This window comes from Micromonospora alfalfae (genome assembly GCF_022230925.1).
Classification (GTDB): Bacteria; Actinomycetota; Actinomycetes; order Mycobacteriales; family Micromonosporaceae; genus Micromonospora; species Micromonospora alfalfae.
In genome coordinates, this window is record NZ_JAKKFH010000008.1 from 211,537 (window position 1) to 230,412 (window position 18,876).

17 protein-coding genes are annotated in these 18,876 nt (G+C 70.5%); 5 read left to right on the plus strand and 12 right to left on the minus strand.

The features are described 5' to 3' along the window. Positions 1–41: 41 nt before the first annotated feature. From MED01_RS07645 to MED01_RS07675, 7 genes are all read right to left on the minus strand, one after another. Complete coding sequence (locus MED01_RS07645) at positions 42–320, minus strand: mersacidin/lichenicidin family type 2 lantibiotic (RefSeq protein WP_091399738.1); 279 nt, start codon at positions 318–320, stop codon at positions 42–44. Positions 321–409: 89 nt separating this feature from the next. Continuing rightward, on the minus strand, positions 410–661 hold the full coding sequence (locus MED01_RS07650; protein ID WP_112603060.1) for a mersacidin/lichenicidin family type 2 lantibiotic: 252 nt from the start codon (positions 659–661) through the stop codon (positions 410–412). A gap of 73 nt (positions 662–734) precedes the next feature. Next, complete coding sequence (locus MED01_RS07655) at positions 735–4,052, minus strand: type 2 lanthipeptide synthetase LanM family protein (protein WP_238667802.1); 3,318 nt, start codon at positions 4,050–4,052, stop codon at positions 735–737. 33 nt (positions 4,053–4,085) lie between these two features. Next, positions 4,086–4,910, minus strand: a complete 825-nt coding sequence (locus tag MED01_RS07660) for an AfsR/SARP family transcriptional regulator (protein WP_238667803.1) — start codon at positions 4,908–4,910, stop codon at positions 4,086–4,088. A 313-nt stretch (positions 4,911–5,223) separates the two neighbouring features. Beyond that, positions 5,224–5,853: a VOC family protein gene (locus MED01_RS07665; RefSeq protein ID WP_238667804.1), complete on the minus strand. Its 630-nt coding sequence runs from the start codon at positions 5,851–5,853 to the stop codon at positions 5,224–5,226. Between the two features lie 65 nt (positions 5,854–5,918). Continuing rightward, a complete protein-coding gene (locus MED01_RS07670; RefSeq protein WP_238667805.1) occupies positions 5,919–7,109 on the minus strand; it encodes an MFS transporter in 1,191 nt (396 codons plus the stop codon). A 99-nt stretch (positions 7,110–7,208) separates the two neighbouring features. Further along, positions 7,209–7,676 (minus strand): MarR family winged helix-turn-helix transcriptional regulator, encoded by a 468-nt coding sequence (locus tag MED01_RS07675; RefSeq protein ID WP_238667806.1) that lies wholly within the window; start codon positions 7,674–7,676, stop codon positions 7,209–7,211. A 95-nt stretch (positions 7,677–7,771) separates the two neighbouring features. Between MED01_RS07675 and MED01_RS07680 the strand changes: the two genes are divergently transcribed. Continuing rightward, positions 7,772–8,617: an SDR family oxidoreductase gene (locus MED01_RS07680; RefSeq protein ID WP_238667807.1), complete on the plus strand. Its 846-nt coding sequence runs from the start codon at positions 7,772–7,774 to the stop codon at positions 8,615–8,617. Positions 8,618–8,679: 62 nt separating this feature from the next. Here the strand turns inward: MED01_RS07680 and MED01_RS07685 are convergent, their stop codons facing one another. Then, positions 8,680–9,693, minus strand: coding sequence for a GlxA family transcriptional regulator (locus tag MED01_RS07685; protein WP_238667808.1), 1,014 nt, complete (start codon positions 9,691–9,693; stop codon positions 8,680–8,682). A gap of 131 nt (positions 9,694–9,824) precedes the next feature. Here MED01_RS07685 and MED01_RS07690 point away from each other — a divergent pair, with 131 nt between their 5' ends. Beyond that, positions 9,825–10,466 carry an HD domain-containing protein gene (locus MED01_RS07690; protein ID WP_238667809.1) on the plus strand — a complete coding sequence of 214 codons (642 nt, stop codon included), beginning with the start codon at positions 9,825–9,827 and terminating at the stop codon, positions 10,464–10,466. Between the two features lie 5 nt (positions 10,467–10,471). Here the strand turns inward: MED01_RS07690 and MED01_RS07695 are convergent, their stop codons facing one another. The 4 genes from MED01_RS07695 to MED01_RS07710 all read right to left on the minus strand — a co-directional run bounded on the left by MED01_RS07695 (position 10,472) and on the right by MED01_RS07710 (position 14,087). Continuing rightward, positions 10,472–11,356: a pyridoxal-phosphate dependent enzyme gene (locus MED01_RS07695; protein WP_238667810.1), complete on the minus strand. Its 885-nt coding sequence runs from the start codon at positions 11,354–11,356 to the stop codon at positions 10,472–10,474. 63 nt (positions 11,357–11,419) lie between these two features. After that, a complete protein-coding gene (locus tag MED01_RS07700) occupies positions 11,420–11,953 on the minus strand; it encodes a hypothetical protein (RefSeq protein ID WP_238667811.1) in 534 nt (177 codons plus the stop codon). A 68-nt stretch (positions 11,954–12,021) separates the two neighbouring features. Continuing rightward, positions 12,022–12,723, minus strand: a complete 702-nt coding sequence (locus MED01_RS07705; protein WP_238667812.1) for a GAF and ANTAR domain-containing protein — start codon at positions 12,721–12,723, stop codon at positions 12,022–12,024. A gap of 236 nt (positions 12,724–12,959) precedes the next feature. Further along, positions 12,960–14,087, minus strand: coding sequence for a glycoside hydrolase family 183 protein (locus MED01_RS07710; protein ID WP_238667813.1), 1,128 nt, complete (start codon positions 14,085–14,087; stop codon positions 12,960–12,962). A gap of 245 nt (positions 14,088–14,332) precedes the next feature. On the opposite strand from MED01_RS07710, the gene MED01_RS07715 reads away from it, so the two are divergent. From MED01_RS07715 to MED01_RS07725, 3 genes are read left to right on the plus strand one after another with little or no spacing between them, the layout of a single operon-like run. Continuing rightward, positions 14,333–15,775: an FG-GAP repeat domain-containing protein gene (locus tag MED01_RS07715; RefSeq protein WP_238667814.1), complete on the plus strand. Its 1,443-nt coding sequence runs from the start codon at positions 14,333–14,335 to the stop codon at positions 15,773–15,775. Between the two features lie 19 nt (positions 15,776–15,794). Continuing rightward, complete coding sequence (locus tag MED01_RS07720; RefSeq protein ID WP_238667815.1) at positions 15,795–17,846, plus strand: N-acetylmuramoyl-L-alanine amidase; 2,052 nt, start codon at positions 15,795–15,797, stop codon at positions 17,844–17,846. Positions 17,847–17,863: 17 nt separating this feature from the next. After that, complete coding sequence (locus MED01_RS07725; RefSeq protein WP_238667816.1) at positions 17,864–18,856, plus strand: alpha/beta hydrolase; 993 nt, start codon at positions 17,864–17,866, stop codon at positions 18,854–18,856. Positions 18,857–18,876: the final 20 nt, after the last annotated feature.

Consider the following 18,876-nt stretch of genomic DNA (forward strand, 5'->3'; position numbering starts at 1 on the left):
GACATCTCAGGTGTCCGGGCACCGCCGGTGGAGCGGGTGGATCAGGCGGTGCACAGACCGCAGGTCGACTGCGTCTGGCAGGTGCCACAGGTGGTTCCGCCGCACGTCGCGCCACAGGAACCGCACGGGGTCTCCCGGGCGGTGAAGCCGCCACAGCAGCCGAGGGTCCACAGGCCCTCGGTGCGCGCGCCGGCGATGTGCGCGAGGACGTCGTCACCGAGCTCGACCACGCCGCAGGGGTGCTCCGGCAGCGCCGCCAACTGCTCGGCGGAAAGGCTCGCCCGGTACTCGGGGTCCTTCCAGGCTTGCACGATGTTCATTAAGGGCTCTCCTCAAGGGATTCGGGGATGTGCCGGCGAGAGAACGCAGTCGTGAAGGACGGGCCGTGTTCCCCGCCGAGGTGGCTCGGTCAGCCGCAACAGCCGGCGGTGAACGCCGCGCAGGTGCCGTTGCAGAAGGTGCCGTTGAAGGAGAAGCAGCCGGCGGCCCCGGTGACCACGGTGATCGTGGGAGTCGGGGTCCACGTGCCGCCGTCGGCGCCGTCGAGCTCCTGGTCGTTCAGCTCGACGAAGCCGGCCGGGTTCGCCGGCAGGCTGGCCCGGTCCTCGGCGCTGAGGGACGCCCGGTAGACCGGGTCCTTCCACGCCCTGATGTAGTCCATCTGAAACTCCGATCTATAGGTGGTGAAGCGCGATACGTGGATGGGCCTCCACGGGCGGAACCGTAGGACCGCGCTATGGCAGATCGATGGCACCGCGATGGTCGGTCGGCGGCTCCAGCAGCAGCACCGACGGCACACCCGCCGGATCGGCCCAGCGCAGGAGCGCGTAACCGATGCCGGCCAGGCCGCTCATCAGCCCCGGTGTCTCGACACCCCGTGGCACACCGCACCGCCAGTTGCGGTTCTCGATGTCCGCGACAGCGGTCTCCCCGATCGCGGTGGCGCGCTGGACCGCCTCGTCGTCCCCGAGGGCTCGGGCGGCGACCAGTGCGGCCTCGGCGTTGCCGAGGTCCCCGTGGCAGATCGAGTGGTTGTGCAGCAGGTTTCTCGGCTCCAGCGTCGCCGTCAGCGCACGCCGCAGGTCGTCGCGCAGCAGCGCGTCGTCGGTGGCGTAGCCGAGGAGTTCGGCGCGGGCCATCGCGACCCCGGCCGCGCCGTGGCACCACGCGACCATGGAGTCGCCCTCCGGCGTGTCCGGACGTAGGTCGCGCCAGTTGCCGGTCGCCTCGTCGTACACCGTGCGTTCGTAGCGCAGCGCCGCGTCCACCGTGTCGCGATGCTCGTGCGTCCCGGTGTACCGGTCCCATCGGGCCAGGGCGGTGGCGATACCGGACGCGCCGTGGGAGAAGCCGGCGAGCGGCGTGTCCGCGTAGAGGGTGCCGGACCAGCCGACCCCGTCGCCGACCGGCCGTGCGCCGCTGAGCGTGTGCCGGGCCAGCGTCCGGGCGCCGTCGAGCAGGCTGGGGTCCGCGGTGACCCGGTGCAGCGACAGCAGGGCCAGCAGCCCGCCGGCGCTGCCGTTGATGATGTCGTACTCGCGGCTTTCGGTGGCGTGCGTGACCATCGAGGCGGCCAGGTCCACGGCGGTGTCGACCAGGTCGGCGCGGTCCAGGACGGCGCTGAGGTGGCTCAGGGCGTAGACCGAACCGCCCAGGTGGTCGAAGCCACCGACGCCCGCGGTCGCGGTCGGGCCGGTGAGCCAGCTCCGCGCCTCGCGGAGCATCATCGTGGCGGCCCGGTCGGCGGGCTGCCGGTAGACCGTGTCGCCGGTGACGTCGGCCAGCCGGGCGAGGAACAGGGCGATGCCGCTGATGCCGTTGTAGAGGTCCATGGCGCTGGGGCCGAGCATCCACACCTTGTCGGCGATCAGGCTCAGGCCCAGCCAGCAGATCCGGTCGTCCTCGGCGAGCGCGGTCGCCAGCAACCGATCACCGATGATGCGCGCCGCGTCGACGAAGCGCTCAGGTGCGACGGTCGCGGGGGCGACAGGCGAGTGCACGACCTTCGCGGGTACGACCGGCGGCGGCAGGACCACCGCGCCCGGGCGGCTCGGTGGACGCCACCGCGACGGGTCCCCCATGATCAGCGCGGTGAGCGAGGCTTCGATGATCCAGCTCTGCTGGGCCAGGTGGTCTTCGGACATGCCCACCAGTCGGTCGCGGACCGCGTCCAGGCCGGTCTGGCGCAGTGCCCCCGACACCACGGTGCCGTCGCCACCGGTGAGGTCCGTCGACGACGGTGTGGTCACGAAGATCGGAACGTCGCCGGCGTACATCTGGGCCAGTTCCGCGGCGATGAGGGCGTCGCGGTCCTCGCGGTGCTCGTGCCCGGCCCACAGGTTCTCGAAGTACCGGTCCCGGTCCAACGCGTCACGCAGCAGGTCCGGGTGCTGCGCCTCGGCGAGCAGCCGGACGTAGGACTCGGTGGCGCGCAGGACCACCCGCACCTCGTCGTGCGCGAACGCGGCCAACGGGCCGGACGACCCCAGCAACTCGTCCCGGTGTCGCAGCAGGATCCGGTAGAGCGTGCGGTATCCGTCGCCGATCTCGGGCGCGAACTCCGTCACGTCCAGACGCTGCTCACCCAGGGTGGGCAGGTTCCCCGAGCCGGGCAGCAGGACCCGCCGCCGATCCAGGCGCATCTCGTCGGTGCCGAACCCGTCCCAGACCGTGACCGGCCGGGCGGTCAACTGCCCACCGGCCCCGGACATCCCACTCATGTCGAACTGGTTGACCTGGTTGCCCTCGGTCCAGACCACCGGTGCCGGCAGCAGCCCCACAGTGACGACGGACCGGCTCATCAACGCGACCCCGGCGCTCTGCAGGTAGCCCGCCTGGTCGCCGATCGGCCGCTCCCACTGCCAGTTGTGCAGCATCGCCTCCAGATCGATGAGCATCGGGTGTTCACCGGAGGCGATCACATTCTCCTGATGGAAATCCGTCGCGCCGAGGGCCTGCAACAGTGCCAGCAGGGCGCCCTGCCGCCGATGGAACCGGCCGAGCGCGTCCCGGTCGGCGCAGGGTCCACTCTCGACGAACTCGGTCCACCCGTACACCTCACGGTCGACGACCCAGAACGTCCGCAGCGCGGGGTGCGCTCCGCGCTCGTTGAGCCAGACCAGCAGGTGCTGGAAGTGGCCGTCCACCTGTAGACGCCGGGGCTTGTACATCACCCGCGCGCCGGTCGCGAAGCGGACGACCGCCACCGAGCGACCACCCCGATGGTTGTCGCCCGCCCCGAAGCTCACCTCGGCCAGATCGCCGAGCGAGTCCGGCCCACCGCACCGGTCGGACAGCTCCGCGTGGTCGGCGACGACACGCTCGGCGAACTCCAGCCGGCTGGCCTCCCAGTTGTCGACGACCCGCACCAGATCCCGGGCCAGCACCGGGTATTCGCGCAGCAGGCGCAGCGCGTGCTGCGGCTGCTCCAACCGGTGGAGGAAGTCGTGGAAGCGCTCGTGCGGGCTGCTCCCGGACAGCTCGCCCCGGATCCGCAGCACGTTGAGCTCCAGCGCCATGGTCCGGGCCACCAGCATGTTGACGGTGTCTATCGGCCCGGGGCCCAACCGCGTGGTCAGCGCCTCGGCGGACAGGTGCGGGTGGCCGTCGACCAACGCCGCCACCCGTGCACCCAACCGTTCGAGCGCGTCGGCGATCAGCGGTGCGACGAGCACCGCGAATCCCGCGCTGTCGTCGTGTCCGGCCGCGCTGTGGCCGGGCGCCACCGAGGTGGCCGGATGTCGCCGCGCGGCCTCGACCAGCCGACGGGCGTGATCCGGTGCCGTGTCGAACCGGGACCGAACGGTCTCGGGCTGCTCGCCCAGGACCCGGATGAGGTCGGCCTCGTCGAGCCCGTGCTGGGCCAGGCGCTGCGGAATCAGGTCGGGCCGCCTCGCGTGGACCGGCTCGTCCAACCACATCTTCAGCCGGATCCGGCCGAGATCCTCGTCGACGGGGCCGGTCGGCACCGCGCCGGTCAGCCGCTCCCGCAGGGAGTGACCCAGAAACCATCCGGCGTCCCCCGGCTGCACCGGGGCAAGGCCGTCGTCCATCTGCTCCGCCTCACCGCGCGGCGACGCCGCGCATCACGTGTTGGTGGCCGCCCGTGCCCGGGCGTGTCCTTCGGGAAAACGGCCCGGCACCCAGGTCGGGCCCAGGTCGCCGCGCAACATCGAGGCGTACGCCGCGAGCAGCGCCGGGGTCGGCTCGACGCCCAATTCGGTCGCCAGGCGGGTACGGAAGGCGCCGAACACGTCGATCGCCTCGCTCTGCCTGCCGCTCTGGTACAGGGCGGTCATCAGCATGATCGCCAGCCGTTCCCGCAGGGGATACTCCGCCTGCAGGGCGATGAGCGCGGGGATCGCCCGGTGGCAGTCGCCCAGCCGCAGATGCAGTTCCAGCCGGTGTTCCAGGCAGACGATGCGGCGTTCGAGCAGGTGTTGCCGACGGTTCTCCGCGTACGGACCGGTCAGGCCCGCCAACGGCTCGCCCGCCCAGCTCCGCTCGGCCTCGGCCAGTAGCGCCGCGGCCCCGGCGAGGTCGCCGGCCGTCTCGGCGGCAGCCGCCCGCTCAACCGCCTCGTCGAAGTCCGCGACGTCGGTGCGGGCCGAACCGAGGCGCAGTCGGTAGCCGATCCGGGAGCTGTCTATCGCGGGACCGTCGTGGCCGACGCACGCCGCCTGGAGCGTGCGTCGCAGCCGATAGATGTACGGCGGGATCAGCTTCGTGCCGGTCGCCGGGGCCTGGCCGCCCCAGACTCCCTGCAGGATCGACGCCGGTGTGACCACACGGTTCGCGTTGAACAGCAGGATCGCGAAGACCGCCTGTTGCCGGACGGGCCCGAGGTCGAGCCACTCTGTACCGACCTCGGCGTGCAGCGGACCGAGGGCGAGAAACCGTACCCGCGTCACGGCATCGCACCGCCCGCACCAGGACTCGTCATCGAGGTCTCCTCCCTACCGGCGGCCGGGGGACCGCGCACAGGCGACGAGGCACGGCACGCACCCGGGTCAGCTCTGAGTCCGGCGGCGCCGCTTGGATCGAAGATCATCGTGTCCAGGGGATGGTAGGACGGTCGGCGTACAACTCGCGTACATCGCCCGTACGAACAGCGCGCAGCGGGTAGCCGCGCGCATTTTGAAACGGAAATGGCGCTGCCGGTGAGTCGTCAGGTGACTCACCGGCAGCACGTCGATCAGTAGGTCCTAGGCGTCGGCGTGGCGCTCACTCGGGCGGCTTGGCCCCCGACTGCTCGCTGACCATGTACGCCGCGTACCAGTCGGGCCAGTTGTCGTCATGCTCGCCCGTACGTTCCTCGTGCTCGCCGTGGGCGGCGGCCGCGCGTCGAAGCGCGCTCGCCAGGTCGCTCGTGGAGCCGAACGACGTGAGGCCGCCCTCGATGCGTCCGGGAAGCCTGGTCGTGATCTCCTGCATCAGCCAGGTGTTGCCGTCCGGGTCGCGCAGCGTGGCGCGCGAGACGTAGCTGCGACGCTGCGGGTCCGGCCCGTCGACCGGGCCGTCCGGGCTGACGTGGAAGACGTCGCCGACCTCGACACCGGCCGCGGCGAGGGTGTCGTGGGCCGCCTCGATGTCGGACACGATCAGGTACGCCGTGGCCGAGCCGGGTGCCGCCGACGTGAGCCCGGGGCCGAACTGTACGGAACACGCGGAGCCGTGCGGCGTCAACTGGACGATGCCGGGCGGGGTCTGGTCGAGCCGCCACCCGAGCCGTTCGTAGAACGCCTTCGCCCGGTCGACATCGGAGACCGGGATGACGATCACCTCAAGCTTGACGTCCAGGCTTTCGATGCGCGACGTCGCACTCGCGTCGCCCTGGGCCACCTTCGGGCTCATCGCCGCCCCCCTTCCTGATCACCACGCTACTGCCTGCATCAGTGCTCGGCGCCGGCTTCCCGGCATCAGCCCGGCGCCATCCGGGTGGCCCTGCGCACCCCCAACAGGGCGACCAGGGCGAGGAGAATGACGGCGACGGAGTACTCGTCGGCGGTCCTCGGCAAGCCGCCGGCGTAGACCACGAGGAAGCCGGCGATCACCGTGGGCAGACCGAAGCCGACGTAGCAGACGACGTAGAGCACGGACAGCACGCTGGCGCGTTGGTGCGCCTCGACCAGCGGCATGACCGTCTTGAGGCTGCCCTGGAAGCCGCTGCCGAAGCCGACGCCCCCGAGCGCGAGGCCGACGAAGAAGATCGGGACGGACTGCGCCATGACCGCCACCAACGTGACGACCATGCCCAGGATGAGCGCGACGATTCCGGTCAGGATCACGGTCCGCGCGGCGGTGTTGCGCTGTACCAGCACGGCGACCGACCCGAAGACGGCGAAGACGAAGAGGACCAGACCACCGACCACGATCGACGTGTTCATGAGGCTGCGGATCAACGCCGGGCCGAGCGCGCCGAAGAACCCGGCCAGCGCCCACACTGCGAAGAGCACCGGGATGACGACCAGGACGGGTTGGCGCACCGAGCGGGGCAGCGTGATGTCCGGCCGCAGGCTGCCTCGGGCCCCGGCCATCGGGGTGACGGTCTCCGGCATCAGCGCGACTCCGACGGCCTGGATCAGCAGGATCACGAGCAGCACGAGGTACACCAGTCGCGTCGGCGCGGGCAGGTACTGGATGAGCAGCGCCGAGAGCAGTGCGCCACTTCCGGTGCCGATGCCGGGGGCTATCGAGTTCGCGAGCGTGCCCCGGGCCCTGTCGATGTCGAGCATGGCGGCGCCCACCGCGCCGGTGGCGGCGCCGGCCGCCAGCCCCTGCACGAGGCGGGCGACCAACAGGGCAGCAACGCCGTTGGCGACGATGAAGACGACCAACGCGAGCATCTGCACCGCGATCGCGACGGCCAGCACCGGCCGTCGGCCGACGTGGTCGGACAACCTGCCGAACGTGAGCAGCGACGCCAGCACCGCGAGGGCGTAGACGGCGAACACCACTGTGGTCGTGACCGGCGAGAAGTGCCAGCGTTCCTGGTAGACACCGTAGAGCGGGGTCGGGGCCGCCGACGCGGCCAGGAAGGACACCAGGATCGACGCCAGCAGCACCAGGGAGACCGTTGGTGTGAGTCGGGCCCGCCCCGCGATAGGCATGTCGGTGCTCCTCGGCTGCGTGAAAGACGGTCAGCCTGGGCGTTCCGCCGGCCCTGAGGGCCACGGCGGCGTACCCGCTTGGCGCCGGCACATGCCCGCTCAGCCCTCGGTGTCCTGGCCCGTCGCCGGGAGACTCGCCACGCCACGGGCCAGCGCGTCCCTGAAGTCGCGGTACCGGTCGGGGCCGAGCGTGTCGGCGAGCTTCTGCTCGATCAGGTGCACGAAGCCGTCGGAGGCCGCGATGAAGCTGAGACCCCGATCCGTCGGCACGATCAACTTTGCCCGGCGGTCGGCCGGGTCGGGCGTACGCCGGACGTAGCCCAGCCGTTCCAACTCGTCGAGGATCGCGCCCATCGTCTGCTTGTTGCGACCGGCCAGCCGGGCCAACTCGCCGGGACGGGTGCCCTCGGCGTCCAGGTACGCGAGGACCGCGCCGTGGCGCGGACGGACGTCGTCGAACCCCTGCTCCGCCGAGCGGCGGAAAATCTCCCGCTGGACGCGTGCGGAGAGCTGCACGGCCAGGATCCCAAGATCGGGGTCCTGCTCCTTCTGTGTGCTGCGCTTCATAATTTGGTCCAATCATTGGACGGTACAAGTTATGGACTATATCGTCGTCGGCGACCGGTGGGCCGACCTCGGTCCGCCTGACCGAGAGGATGACCATGACCATTCTGATAACCGGGGCAAACGGCACGGTGTCGCGGGAGGTGCTGCGGGAGCTGGCCGGCAAACAGTCGGTCCGCGCTCTTGTCCGGGACTCGTCGCGCACACCGGGGCTGGACGGGGTCGAGTACGTCGTCGGCGACCTGGACCGCCCCACCACGCTGACCCCGGCGTTCGAGGGGGTGACGACGCTGTGGCTGCTGATGCCGATGGGCCCGCTGGCACCGAGCCAGAGCATGAACGCGGTGTGGGCGGCCCGACAGGCCGGCGTGCGGCACATCGTCCGGCTCTCCGCGATCGGGGCCGCGCACGACGCGCCCACCCGCAACGGCCGACTCCACGCGCTCTCCGACGCGGAGCTACAGCAGTCGGGTATCCCCTGGACGATCCTGCGACCGAGCTTCTTCATGCAGAACCTGCTCGCCGCCAAGGCTGGTGAAGACCTCTACGGGCTCTTCGGTGACTCGCGGGTCGGCCTGATCGACGCCCGGGACATCGCCGCCGCGGGAGCAGCGATCCTCACCGCGCCGCAGCGGCACGAGGGCAAGATCTACACGCCCACCGGCCCGGAGAGCATCACCCTGGACGAGGCCGCCGACGAGGTCGCCAGTGCGCTCGGCCAGCCGGTGCGCTACGTGCCGCAGAGCCCGGAACAGGTACGCGACGGCCTGCTCCAGGCCGGCCTCGACCAGTGGTCGGCAGAGGTCCTCGCCGAGTACCGGGTCGCCTACGGCTCCGGGTGGGGCGACTTCACCAACGACCATGTCGAGCGGATCGTCGGCCGGCAGCCACGGACCTTCGCCGAGTTCGCCCGTGATCACCGCGAGCAGTTCGCCAGCGTCTGATCCGTCGACGGTTCGGCGCGGTGCCCTCCGGCGCGACCCCGCCGGAGGGCGCCGCCGCGCGGTCACCGGTCCGGCGGGCCCTCGTCGTCCGGCATCATCGTCGAGTCACGCTCCGTCGTTCGAAATCGCTGCTGATAGGCGCGGGGCGGTACCCCCACCCGGGCGAGAAACATCCGGCGCAACGTCTCCGGGCTGCCAATGCCGACCTGTTGGGCGCAGGCGGTGACGGATTTCCCCGCGTGCAGCAACCGGATGGCCGCGTCGACCCGCACGCCCTCCACGTACTTGCTGGGGCTGCTGCCGACCTCTTGCCGGAACATCCGGGAGAGGTGACGGGGGCTGACGTGCGCCCGGGCGGCGAGGGCCGTCACCGAGTGGTCGTCGGCCGGGTCGGCAGCCACCGCGTCGATCACCCGCCGCAGCACCGGAGTGCGCGGTCGGGGCAGAGCAAGCGACGGCGAGAACTGCGACTGGCCACCGGGCCGTTGCAGGAAGACCACGAGCGACTGGGCCACCGACCGGGCGACCTCCGGACCGTGGTCGCGCTCCACGAGGGCCAGCGCGAGGTCGATGCCCGCGGACACGCCGGCGGAGGTGAAGATCGCCCCATCCCGCACGAAGATCGCGTCGCTCTCGACGCTGACCTGCGGAAATGCGGCGCCAAGCAACCGCGCGTGCTGCCAGTGCGTCGTCGCCCGCCGACCGTCCAGCAGGCCGGCGGCGGCCAGGACGAACGCGCCGGTGCAGACCGCGGCGGTGCGATCGGCGCGGTCCGACAGCGCTGCGGCGGCGGCGGTGAGTTCGGCACTGATCGGGCGCACCGCCAGCACGTCGCCGCCGACCACGAGGGCGGTCCCGACGTCGGTCGCCGCATCGGCCGCGCCATCCACGTGCACGCGCAGGCCCGTCGAGGCACGGACGGCGGCACCATCGCTGGAGCGCACCTCCAGCTCGTACCGGGCGCCGAACTTGGCGGCCTCGGCGAAGACCTCGAACGGTCCGGCAAGGTCCAGCAACGTCATGCCGTCGAAGACGAGGGCCGTGACCCGGTGTACCCCTGCCGCCCCGCTGCCCACCGCGTCAACCCCCTCCGATGTTGTCCTGATCTGAGGGAAGCATGGCAGATAGGACGGGGCAGGCGGCGGGTCAGGCGGGTGACGCTGGACGCATCGGAGCCCAGCCGAGCTCCCCAACCGACAGGACCGTGATGAGCCAGACAACGATCGCCGGCATCAAGATCCCCGACTCGCAGCTCGCCACCGACGCCACCGAACTGGTCCGCCAGGCCACCGACGACCTGCTGTTCCATCACTCGCGGCGGGTCTTCCTCTTCGGCACGCTCCAGGGTCGGCGGCTCGGCCTGAAGGCCGACCCCGAGCTGCTCTACGTGGGAGCGATGTTCCACGATCTGGGACTGACCGAACGCTACCGCCGCGACGATCAGCGCTTCGAACTCGACGGCGCCGACGAGGCACGCCGCTTCCTCCGATCCAACGGCATCGGCGAACACGAGGCCCGACTCGTCTGGGAAGGGATCGCCCTGCACACCACGCCCGAGGTTCCGTACCGGCTGGAACCCGAGGTCGCCCTGGTCACCGCAGGTGTCGAGACGGACGTGCTCGGGATCGGCTACCACGAGTTGTCGCCGGCCGACATCGCCGCGGTCACCACGGCACACCCGCGGCCGAACTTCAAGCGGGCCATCGTCGACGCCTTCGCCGCTGGTTTCCGGCACCGGCCGGACACCACCTTCGGGACCGTCAACGGCGACGTGCTGGAGCACCGGGTGCCCGGCTACCGCCACATCGACTTCGTCCGGGTCATCGAGGGCTCCGCCTGGCCCGAATGAACCCCCTACAGCTCGGGGTGACCGAAGAGTCCCGGCAGACCGCCGCTGTGCAGAAAGACGACCCGGTCGCCGTGCGGGAAGCTGCCAGTCAGCAGCGCCGCCATCGCCCGACCGGTGTACGTCGGGTCCAGGAAGACTCCCTCCGTACGGGCGGTCACCTCCAGCGCCGCCCGGACGGCGTCGGTGAGCGTGCGGTATCCCGCACCCACCTGGGTGCCGTCGATCCGCAGCGCGTCCGACTCCACCTCGCCGGCGAGCAGCCCGGCGACTGTCGCCCGTGGGTCCGGCACGGCACCGACATCCACGCCGATCACCCGCTGCACGCCCAACTCCCGCACCAGGCCGGCCATCGTCCCGCCGGAACCGAGCGCCGCCACCACCTCGACCCCGTCGGCGTCCGGCAACTGGGCCCGCAGCTCCCGAGCGCAGTCCACATAACCCTGGATCGACAGAGGTGAGGTGCCGCCGAACGGAATGACGTACGCCGATCGTCGTTCCGCCTCGGTCGCCACCACCTCGGCGAGCGGACGGTCGCCGCTCCAGACGGTCTCCGCGCCGGCGAGCCCGTCGAGCAGCAGGTTGCCTCGTCGACGCTCCGGGGGCGAGCCGGCGAGCACCAGCACACAGGAGAGGCCGAGCCGCGCGGCCGCAGCCGCGGTGAGCCGGGCGTGGTTGCTCTGCGGCGCCCCGGAGGTGATGACAGTGGTGGCGCCGACGGCGATCGCCTGGGCGCAGGTGTACTGGAGCTTGCGGATCTTGTTGCCACCCCCGCCGAGGCCGTTGAGATCGTCACGCTTGAGCCAGAGCTCGGCCAGCCCCAGCCGGGCGGCGAGCCGGGGCGCGGCCTCCAACGGCGTCGGCCAGGTACCGAGGGGAACGGGTGTGATCATCCGTGCAGCTAAACACTCTCCGGCCCCGCACGCAGCTACCTGAGCGTGGGCGCTCTTCGGCGGCTATGCCCGACCTGCTGCTGCCCGGGGCAGCGGACCGACGTCCGCGTGGCGACCGGGACGGAGCGCCGCGTGCCGCTGCCCGGGACCCGCTCCGTCGCGGGCGGCGAGCACGTCGGCCACCGCTCCGGTGGCGAACGCGTAGATGGACTTGTGCAACACGTCGATGGCGAGCTCGGGGCGGGGCCAGGTCAGCGGAGGCGCCCCCACGCCGGTGGCGTTCTCCAGGATCTGGTCGTTGCTCAGGCGCACCGCCGTGAACATCGTTGAGGCCCAGACACCGCGCAGCCCGGCCTGCGCCATGACGCTGCGCAGCACGCCGAGCAGCGCGCCCTGGCCGTAGTGCATCGCCAGGTTCTGCCACCGGGGCTGCTGCCCGGAGGTTTCCGGCAGGCCGGCCAGCCTGGCCAGAACCCGGGCCGGCACGTAGGAGTCGGGCCGATCGGTCACCCGCTGTTCGATCTTCTCGGCGGCCGTCATCACCGCCGCCCCGGCCAGGCCCGCCACCACTCCCTGCCACACCGCTCGCTTCAGCATGATGCAGCCCTACCCACCGACCAGCCACCCACACCCCCGAGTGGTCACCGGACCTGGAGGCCCGACTCTCAGCCCACCGCCTGGGCGACCAGGGCCTCGGCGACCTCGCGCACCTTCCGGTTGGAGTCCTGGGAGATCTTCGACAACAGCGCGAACGCCTCCTCCGACGAGCACCGCCGGCTCCCCATGATGATCCCCTTGGCCTGCTCGATCACGGCCCGGTTCCGCATCGCTTCCTGCATCTGCGCCGCCAGTGTGGCCGCGTTCTCGTACAGGTGCGCGTTGGCCAGTGCCACCGCCGCGTACGCGGCGAAGCCCTCCGCATTGACGATCGAGGACGGGTCGAACGCGTTCGGCGAATCGCTGTAGACGTTGAGCGCGCCGACCACCGACCCCTGGATGGGAAGCCCGATGGAGAGGGAACTCTTCACCCCGGCGCCGCGAGCCCTCTCCGCCCAGGCCGGCCAGCGCTCTTCGGTGGCCATGTCCGGCACCGAGATGGTGTCACCGCTGGCGGAGGCATCCAGGCAGGGACCCCGGTGCTGCTCGTACTGCCACTCGTCCAGTTCACGGGCCAGCTCGCCGGTGAATGCCCCGGTCCAACCGACCCGACCCCGCACCAGAGTGACAGTCACCTCTCTCGTCCCAGGAATGCTGCCCTTGGCGAGGTCGGCGATCCGGCGCAGCATGTCGTCCAGGCTGACCTCGTCGAGTCTGACCCGGCCCAGCTCGGCCAACGCGTCGGTGGGATCCATCGTCGGCTGCGTCATCGCAGTACGCCCTCCTCGATCTGCGTCCGCCGGAATGGAAGATTCCGGCACGGCCGGCACCACGTCGGATGCTCGGCAGCCCCGCCCCGGGGCGGTCGTCAGCAACCGTGGTCCTACCCCGTGAATCACCCACTCACACCCTGCTGAGGACAGGGCGGCCCGCGTATGCGCAGATCAGCTCCAGCGGGTCGAGGTCGCGAATGTCCGGCCACGACGGCTGTCGTTCGGTGGCCCCGTCACACCGAGCCGGTGAACTGGCTGACGTGGTAGGCGGTGCTGCGGCCGTCCGGGGTGCGGGTCCACTTCGAGACCATCAGGTGCAGGTCGTTGGCGTTCCGGCTGGACCAGGGATGGATGAACCCACCGTAGAGCCCGGGCTCCTGCCAGCCCGTCAGCTGAATCTTCTCCCCCGTCCAGCTTCGGTCGGGTCCGGACGCGGTCCGGGTGACCAGGCATCCGTTCTGGCAGTTGAGGTAGGACATCACCCAGGTCCCGTCGGCCAGCCGGCGCACCGATGGTTCGCCGAAGCGGCCGGTGAGGATGGGTGTGCAGGGTCTCCCCCAGCCCCAGTTGGTGCCGTTCCAGCCCCAGCCCTCATACGACTCGGGGTAGAACAGCCGATCCCACCGGACGCGTCGCAGAATCATCGGACCGTCCTGCCGCCCCGACCGGACCGAGAAGACGTAGACGTACTCGCCGTCGCGCTGCATGGTCCACATTTGGAACGGGTCCCTGTTGTCCGAGCTGTTCCACCACTTCAGCGACGTACGGACGAAGTCGTTGCCGTTGTCGGAGAAGGCCAGCCCCGCGTAGCGGGACTTCCACTGCGGGCCGGCCGGGCCGGCGGAGTTCCAGTTCTCGATGCTCATGTACGAGATGAGCTGCCGACCGGTCTCCGGAAAGCTGATGCCGTCGTTGGGGATGACTGTCACCTCGGGAAGACCGTCGATGCCGATGCCGTGGTGGCCGTTGTGCATCAGCTCCGGGGCCCGTCCGTTGCCGGCGACGCGTGCGGCGCTGTCGAACACGATTCCGCCCGGCGCGCCGGGGTGGACGGCGGAGCGCAACATGACCGGCGACCGCCAGTCGTTCGGCAGGGGCGGGCCCTCGGGCCACGGTGTGTCGAAGGTGTCGCCGAAGAGGTAGCCGACCGATCCGTTCTCCAGCACGTAGGGGATGCCCAGATCGGTGCCGGCCACCCGCCAGCGGCTACTGGTGTCCAGGTCCGCACCGGTCAGCCGCTTCTTCCAGACCGCCGCCTGGGCCGGAGCGGCAGTGGTCAGGATCGCGCCGACGGAACCGACCGCGCCGGCGGCCCCGATCGCGGCGGCGCGCCCGAGCAACGAGCGACGACGTACGCCCATGGCTGCCCTCTCCTGTCGCACTCGTCCTGGCCCTGCCGCGTGATTGGACAGCGGTTGCGGGCGAGTAAACCCGCCGACGACAACGGCTGTCAATACCTGCCCGCCTTGAACGATGTATTGAAGGAATTCTTCATAGAACATTGACACCCATCAGCGTCCTGAAGAAACTCTCAGCAATCGGTTCCCGGCCGTTGGCAGTCTCGTGACGCCACCAGTCGAGCATCCCCGACCCGACGAGGAGCAGCGTGAGACGTACTCTCCTGGCCCTGCTGGTCGCCCTCGGCATGGCTGGCACGACGGTCCCGGCCGCGCCGGCGCACGCGGACCCGGTCGGAACCCTGGCCTGCCCCTCCATCCCCGCGAACCGCGACCCGGCGGTGACCCTTGTCGTCTACCGGGTCGCCCGGGCGTACAACGCCAACGACAAGGTCATGCTGTCCGCGTTCGAGGCGGGCTGGGTCGAGTCCCACATGAACAACCTGCCGTGTGGCGACAAGTCGTCGCTCGGGGTGTTCCAGCAGCGCTGGGACTACGGGTGGGGCACTCCGGAGCAGATCATGGACCCGGTCTACGCCAGCACCCAGTACGTCACCCGGGCCATCGTCTGCGACCGCAACAACCCCGGTCACAGTGCCGGCCAGGTCGCCCAGTGCGTCCAACGGTCCGGCTTCCCCGACCGGTACGACCAGGCAGCCGCGACCGCCGGGGCCCAGCTCAACGAGGCGGCCCGCACCCACGCCATCGCCGGTGGATCCCACACCGACGTGACCGGCGACGGCCGCGACGACATCGTCACCTTCACCCAGAATGCCCTCGCCGACGTCTACGTGGGCACGTCCACCGGCAGCTCCTACGCCGGCACCTCGGCGAAGTGGAACGACTTCTTCTCCCTTGGTGGCGAGACCGCCTCCACCGGCGACGTCAACGGCGACGGCCGCGACGACGTCGTCACCTTCGCCCACAGCAACACCGGCGACGTCTACGTCGCGCTCTCCACCGGCGCCTCGTTCGGTGCTGGCCTCAAGTGGCACGACTGGTTCGCCCCGGGCGCGGAGATCGGCGCGGTCGGCGACGTCAACGGTGACGGGCGCGACGACATCGTGGCGTTCACGCACAACCCCGCCGGTGACGTGTACGTCGCACTCTCCACCGGCAGCGGCTTCGGCGCCGGCCTCAAGTGGCACGAGTTCTTCAGCCCGTTCGGCGAGTTCCCCGCGCTCGGTGACGTCAACGGCGACGGCCGGGACGACCTCATCACCTTCACCCAGGGCCCGGCCTCCGCCAGCGACGTCATCGTCGCCCTGTCGAACGGCAGTTCCTTCGGCGCGGCGCAGAAGTGGCACGACCTGTTCGCCGTCGGCGCCGAACTGCCCAGGGTCGGTGACGTCAACGGCGACGGCAGAGACGACATCGTCACCTTCACCTGCGATGCCAACGCCGACGTGTACGCCGCCACCTCCACCGGCACCGGCTTCGCCGGGACCACAGTGAAGTGGCACGACTTCTTCTGCCTGGCCGGCGAGTTCCCTTACCTCGGCGACGCCAACGGGGACGGCATGGACGACCTCATCGTCTTCACCAAGGGCGCCACCAACGATGTCCACGTCGCGCTCTCCACCGGCACCGGCTTCCTCGGCGCCACCAGATGGCACGACTTCTTCGGCCTCACCGGAGAGACGACGCTGTGATCAGCGGATCGGAGACCTCATGCGACTGACCAGGCGTACGTGCACCCTCTTCCTGGCGGCGGCGCTGGCCGGTCAGGTCGCTGTCGCGCCGGCCGACGCGGCCGGACCCGTGACGCCCGGCTCGCTCACCGCTGACTTCACCCGGGCCGCCACCGAGTTCGACGTGCCCCGGGACCTGCTGGTCGCCGTCGCCTACGGTGAGTCCCGGCTGGACGGGCACGGCGGCCTGCCCAGCCAGGCCAACGGGTACGGGGTCATGCACCTGGTCAGCAACCCCACCCAGCACAGCCTGGAGCGGGCGGCCACGCTCACCGACGAACCGGTCGACCGCCTGCGCTCGGTCACCGCCGCCAACATCCGCGGCGGTGCTGCTGTGCTCCGCGACCTGGCCGACGACGAGGGGCTGACCGGCGGGGCACGCGACCGGCTCTCCGCCTGGTATCCGGTGGTGGCGCGCTACAGCGCCGCCGTGGACGCGTCGACCGCCCGGCTCTACGCCGACCACGTCTACGACCTGCTGCGTACCGGAATCGCCGCCGGACCGGTTCGGGTCGCGCCCCGACCACTGCGACCCGAACTCGGCCGCTACGCGGGGGTCGCCGCCGCGGGCGACGCCGGTGCGAACGCCGCGGCGGCGGTGCCGGAGTACGCGCCGGCCCGGTGGGTGTCCGCCTACGGCGGCAACTACCAGGCCGGCCGATCGGCGCGGATAACCACTGTGGTGGTGCACGTGACCCAGGGGTCCTACGCCGGCACGGTGAGCTGGTTCCAGAACCCGTCGGCGGGGGTGAGCGCGCACTACGTGGTGAAATCGAGCAACGGCGAGATCACCCAGATGGTGCGCGAGGGCGACACCGCCTACCACGCACGCTCGGCCAACCCGTACGCGGTGGGCATCGAGCACGAGGGGTTCGTGGACAACCCCGCGTGGTTCACCGACGCCATGTACCGGTCGTCAGCCGCGCTGACCCGCTACCTCTGCGACAAGTACGGGCTACCGAAGACCCGTGCGTCGATCAGGGGTCACAACGAGCTGCCCGGCAACGACCACACCGACCCCGGGCCGAACTGGAACTGGAACTACTACATCTCCCTTGTCAACGCCGGCGGCTCGGGTGGCCGGTACCTGGCGGGTTCACCGACGGACTTCACCGGCGACGGCCGCGACGACATCGTCGCGTTCACCCAGGGCAACCTCAACGACGTCTACGTGGCCACCTCCACCGGCTCCTCGTTCGCAGGGACGTCGGTGAAGTGGAACGACTTCTTCGGCCTCAACGGCGAGACCCTGCTGTCCGGGGACTTCAACGGTGACGGGCGCGACGACATCGTGGCCTTCACCCACGGCTCGCTCGCCGACGTGTACGTGGCGCTGTCGAACGGGTCGTCGTTCGCCGACGCCACCAAGTGGCATGACTGGTTCGCGCCGAACGCCGAGGTCGCCGCGGTGGGGGACGTCAACGGCGACGGACGCGACGACATCATCGCCTTCACCCACGACACCAACGCCGACGTGTACGTGGCGTTGTCCACCGGCACGGGTTTCGGCCCCGGCCTCAAGTGGCACGAGTACTTCTCGATCGCCGGCGAGTATCCGGCCCTCGGCGACGTCAACGGCGACGGCCGCGACGACATCATCACCTTCACCCAGGGGCCGGTCGCGGCATCGGACGTCATCGTCGCCCTGTCCACGGGAGCCTCGTTCGGGGCAGCACAGACGTGGCACGACCTGTTCGCCGTCGGGACGGAACAACCCCGCGTCGGGGACATCAACGGCGACGGCCGCGACGACATCGTCACCTTCACCTGCAACGCCGACGCCGACGTCTACGCCGCCATCTCCACCGGCACCTCGTTCGTCGGCACCACAGTCAAGTGGAACGACCTCTTCTGCCTGCCCGGGGAATTCCCCTACCTGGGTGACTACAACGGCGACGGCAAGGACGACATCGTCGCCTTCACCAAGGGCAGCTTCAACGACGTCCACGTCGGCCTCTCCACCGGCACCAGCTTCCTCGGCGCCACCAAATGGCACGACTTCTTCGGCCTGCCCAACGAGACCACCTTCTGACCCCAGGGAGACCGCACATGTTCGACGTTCCCCCGTCCGCGTCGATCAGCCGGCGCCGGTTGATCGGTGGCTCGGCAGCGGCGGCCGCCGCCGGCCTGTTCGGCGGCGCCCTCGCCGGTTCGTCCGCCGCCCAGGCCGCCGGTGACGGGTACGGCCTGCGCATCGTCGACCGCAACGAGAACGGCGGCCGCCTCCAGTACTACCGCTTCGCCACGGATGCCATCGAGTGGGACCCCGCTGTCAACGTGCTGCTGCCTGACGGCTACCACACCAGCGGCAAGCGGTACCCCGTGCTGTACCTGCTGCACGGCGGCAACGCCGACTTCCGCACCTTCCACCTTCAGGACAACGTCATCGGTCTGACCGCCGGCCGGGAGGTCATCGTCGTCATGCCGGACGCGTCGACCGGCTGGTACTCCAATCCGGTGAACAGCTTCGTGGGCCCGCGAAACTGGGAGACCTTCCACATCGCCCAGTTGCTCCCGTGGATCGACGCGAACTTCCGGACGTTCGCCGAGTACAACGGACGCGCGGTCGCGGGCTTCTCGATGGGCGGCTTCGGCGCGTTGAAGTACGCGGCCAAGTACTACGGCCACTTTTGCTCGGTCAGCTCGCACTCCGGGCCAGCCAGCCTGCGCCGGGACTTCGGGCTCGTCGTGCACTGGGCCAACGCCACCTCCGCCGCGCTGGACCTCGGCGGCGGCACCGTCTACGGGATCCCGCTGTGGGACGAGGCCCGGGTCAGCGCCGACAACCCGGTCCAGCGCATCCCGAGCTTCCAGAACAAGCGGATCTTCCTGGCGGCCGGCACGTCACCCGACCCGATCAACTGGTTCGACACCGTCAACGAGACCCAGGTCCTTGCCGGTCAGCGCGAGTTCCGCTCGGCACTCGCCCGAGCCGGCATCCCGCACGAGTGGCGCGAGGTGCCGGGTGGGCACTTCTTCCGCCACGACCTGTTCGTCCAGGACCTCAACGGAATGCTCGGACGCCTACGCCGCGCGGGCTGACCCCGGTAGCGTCGACGGTC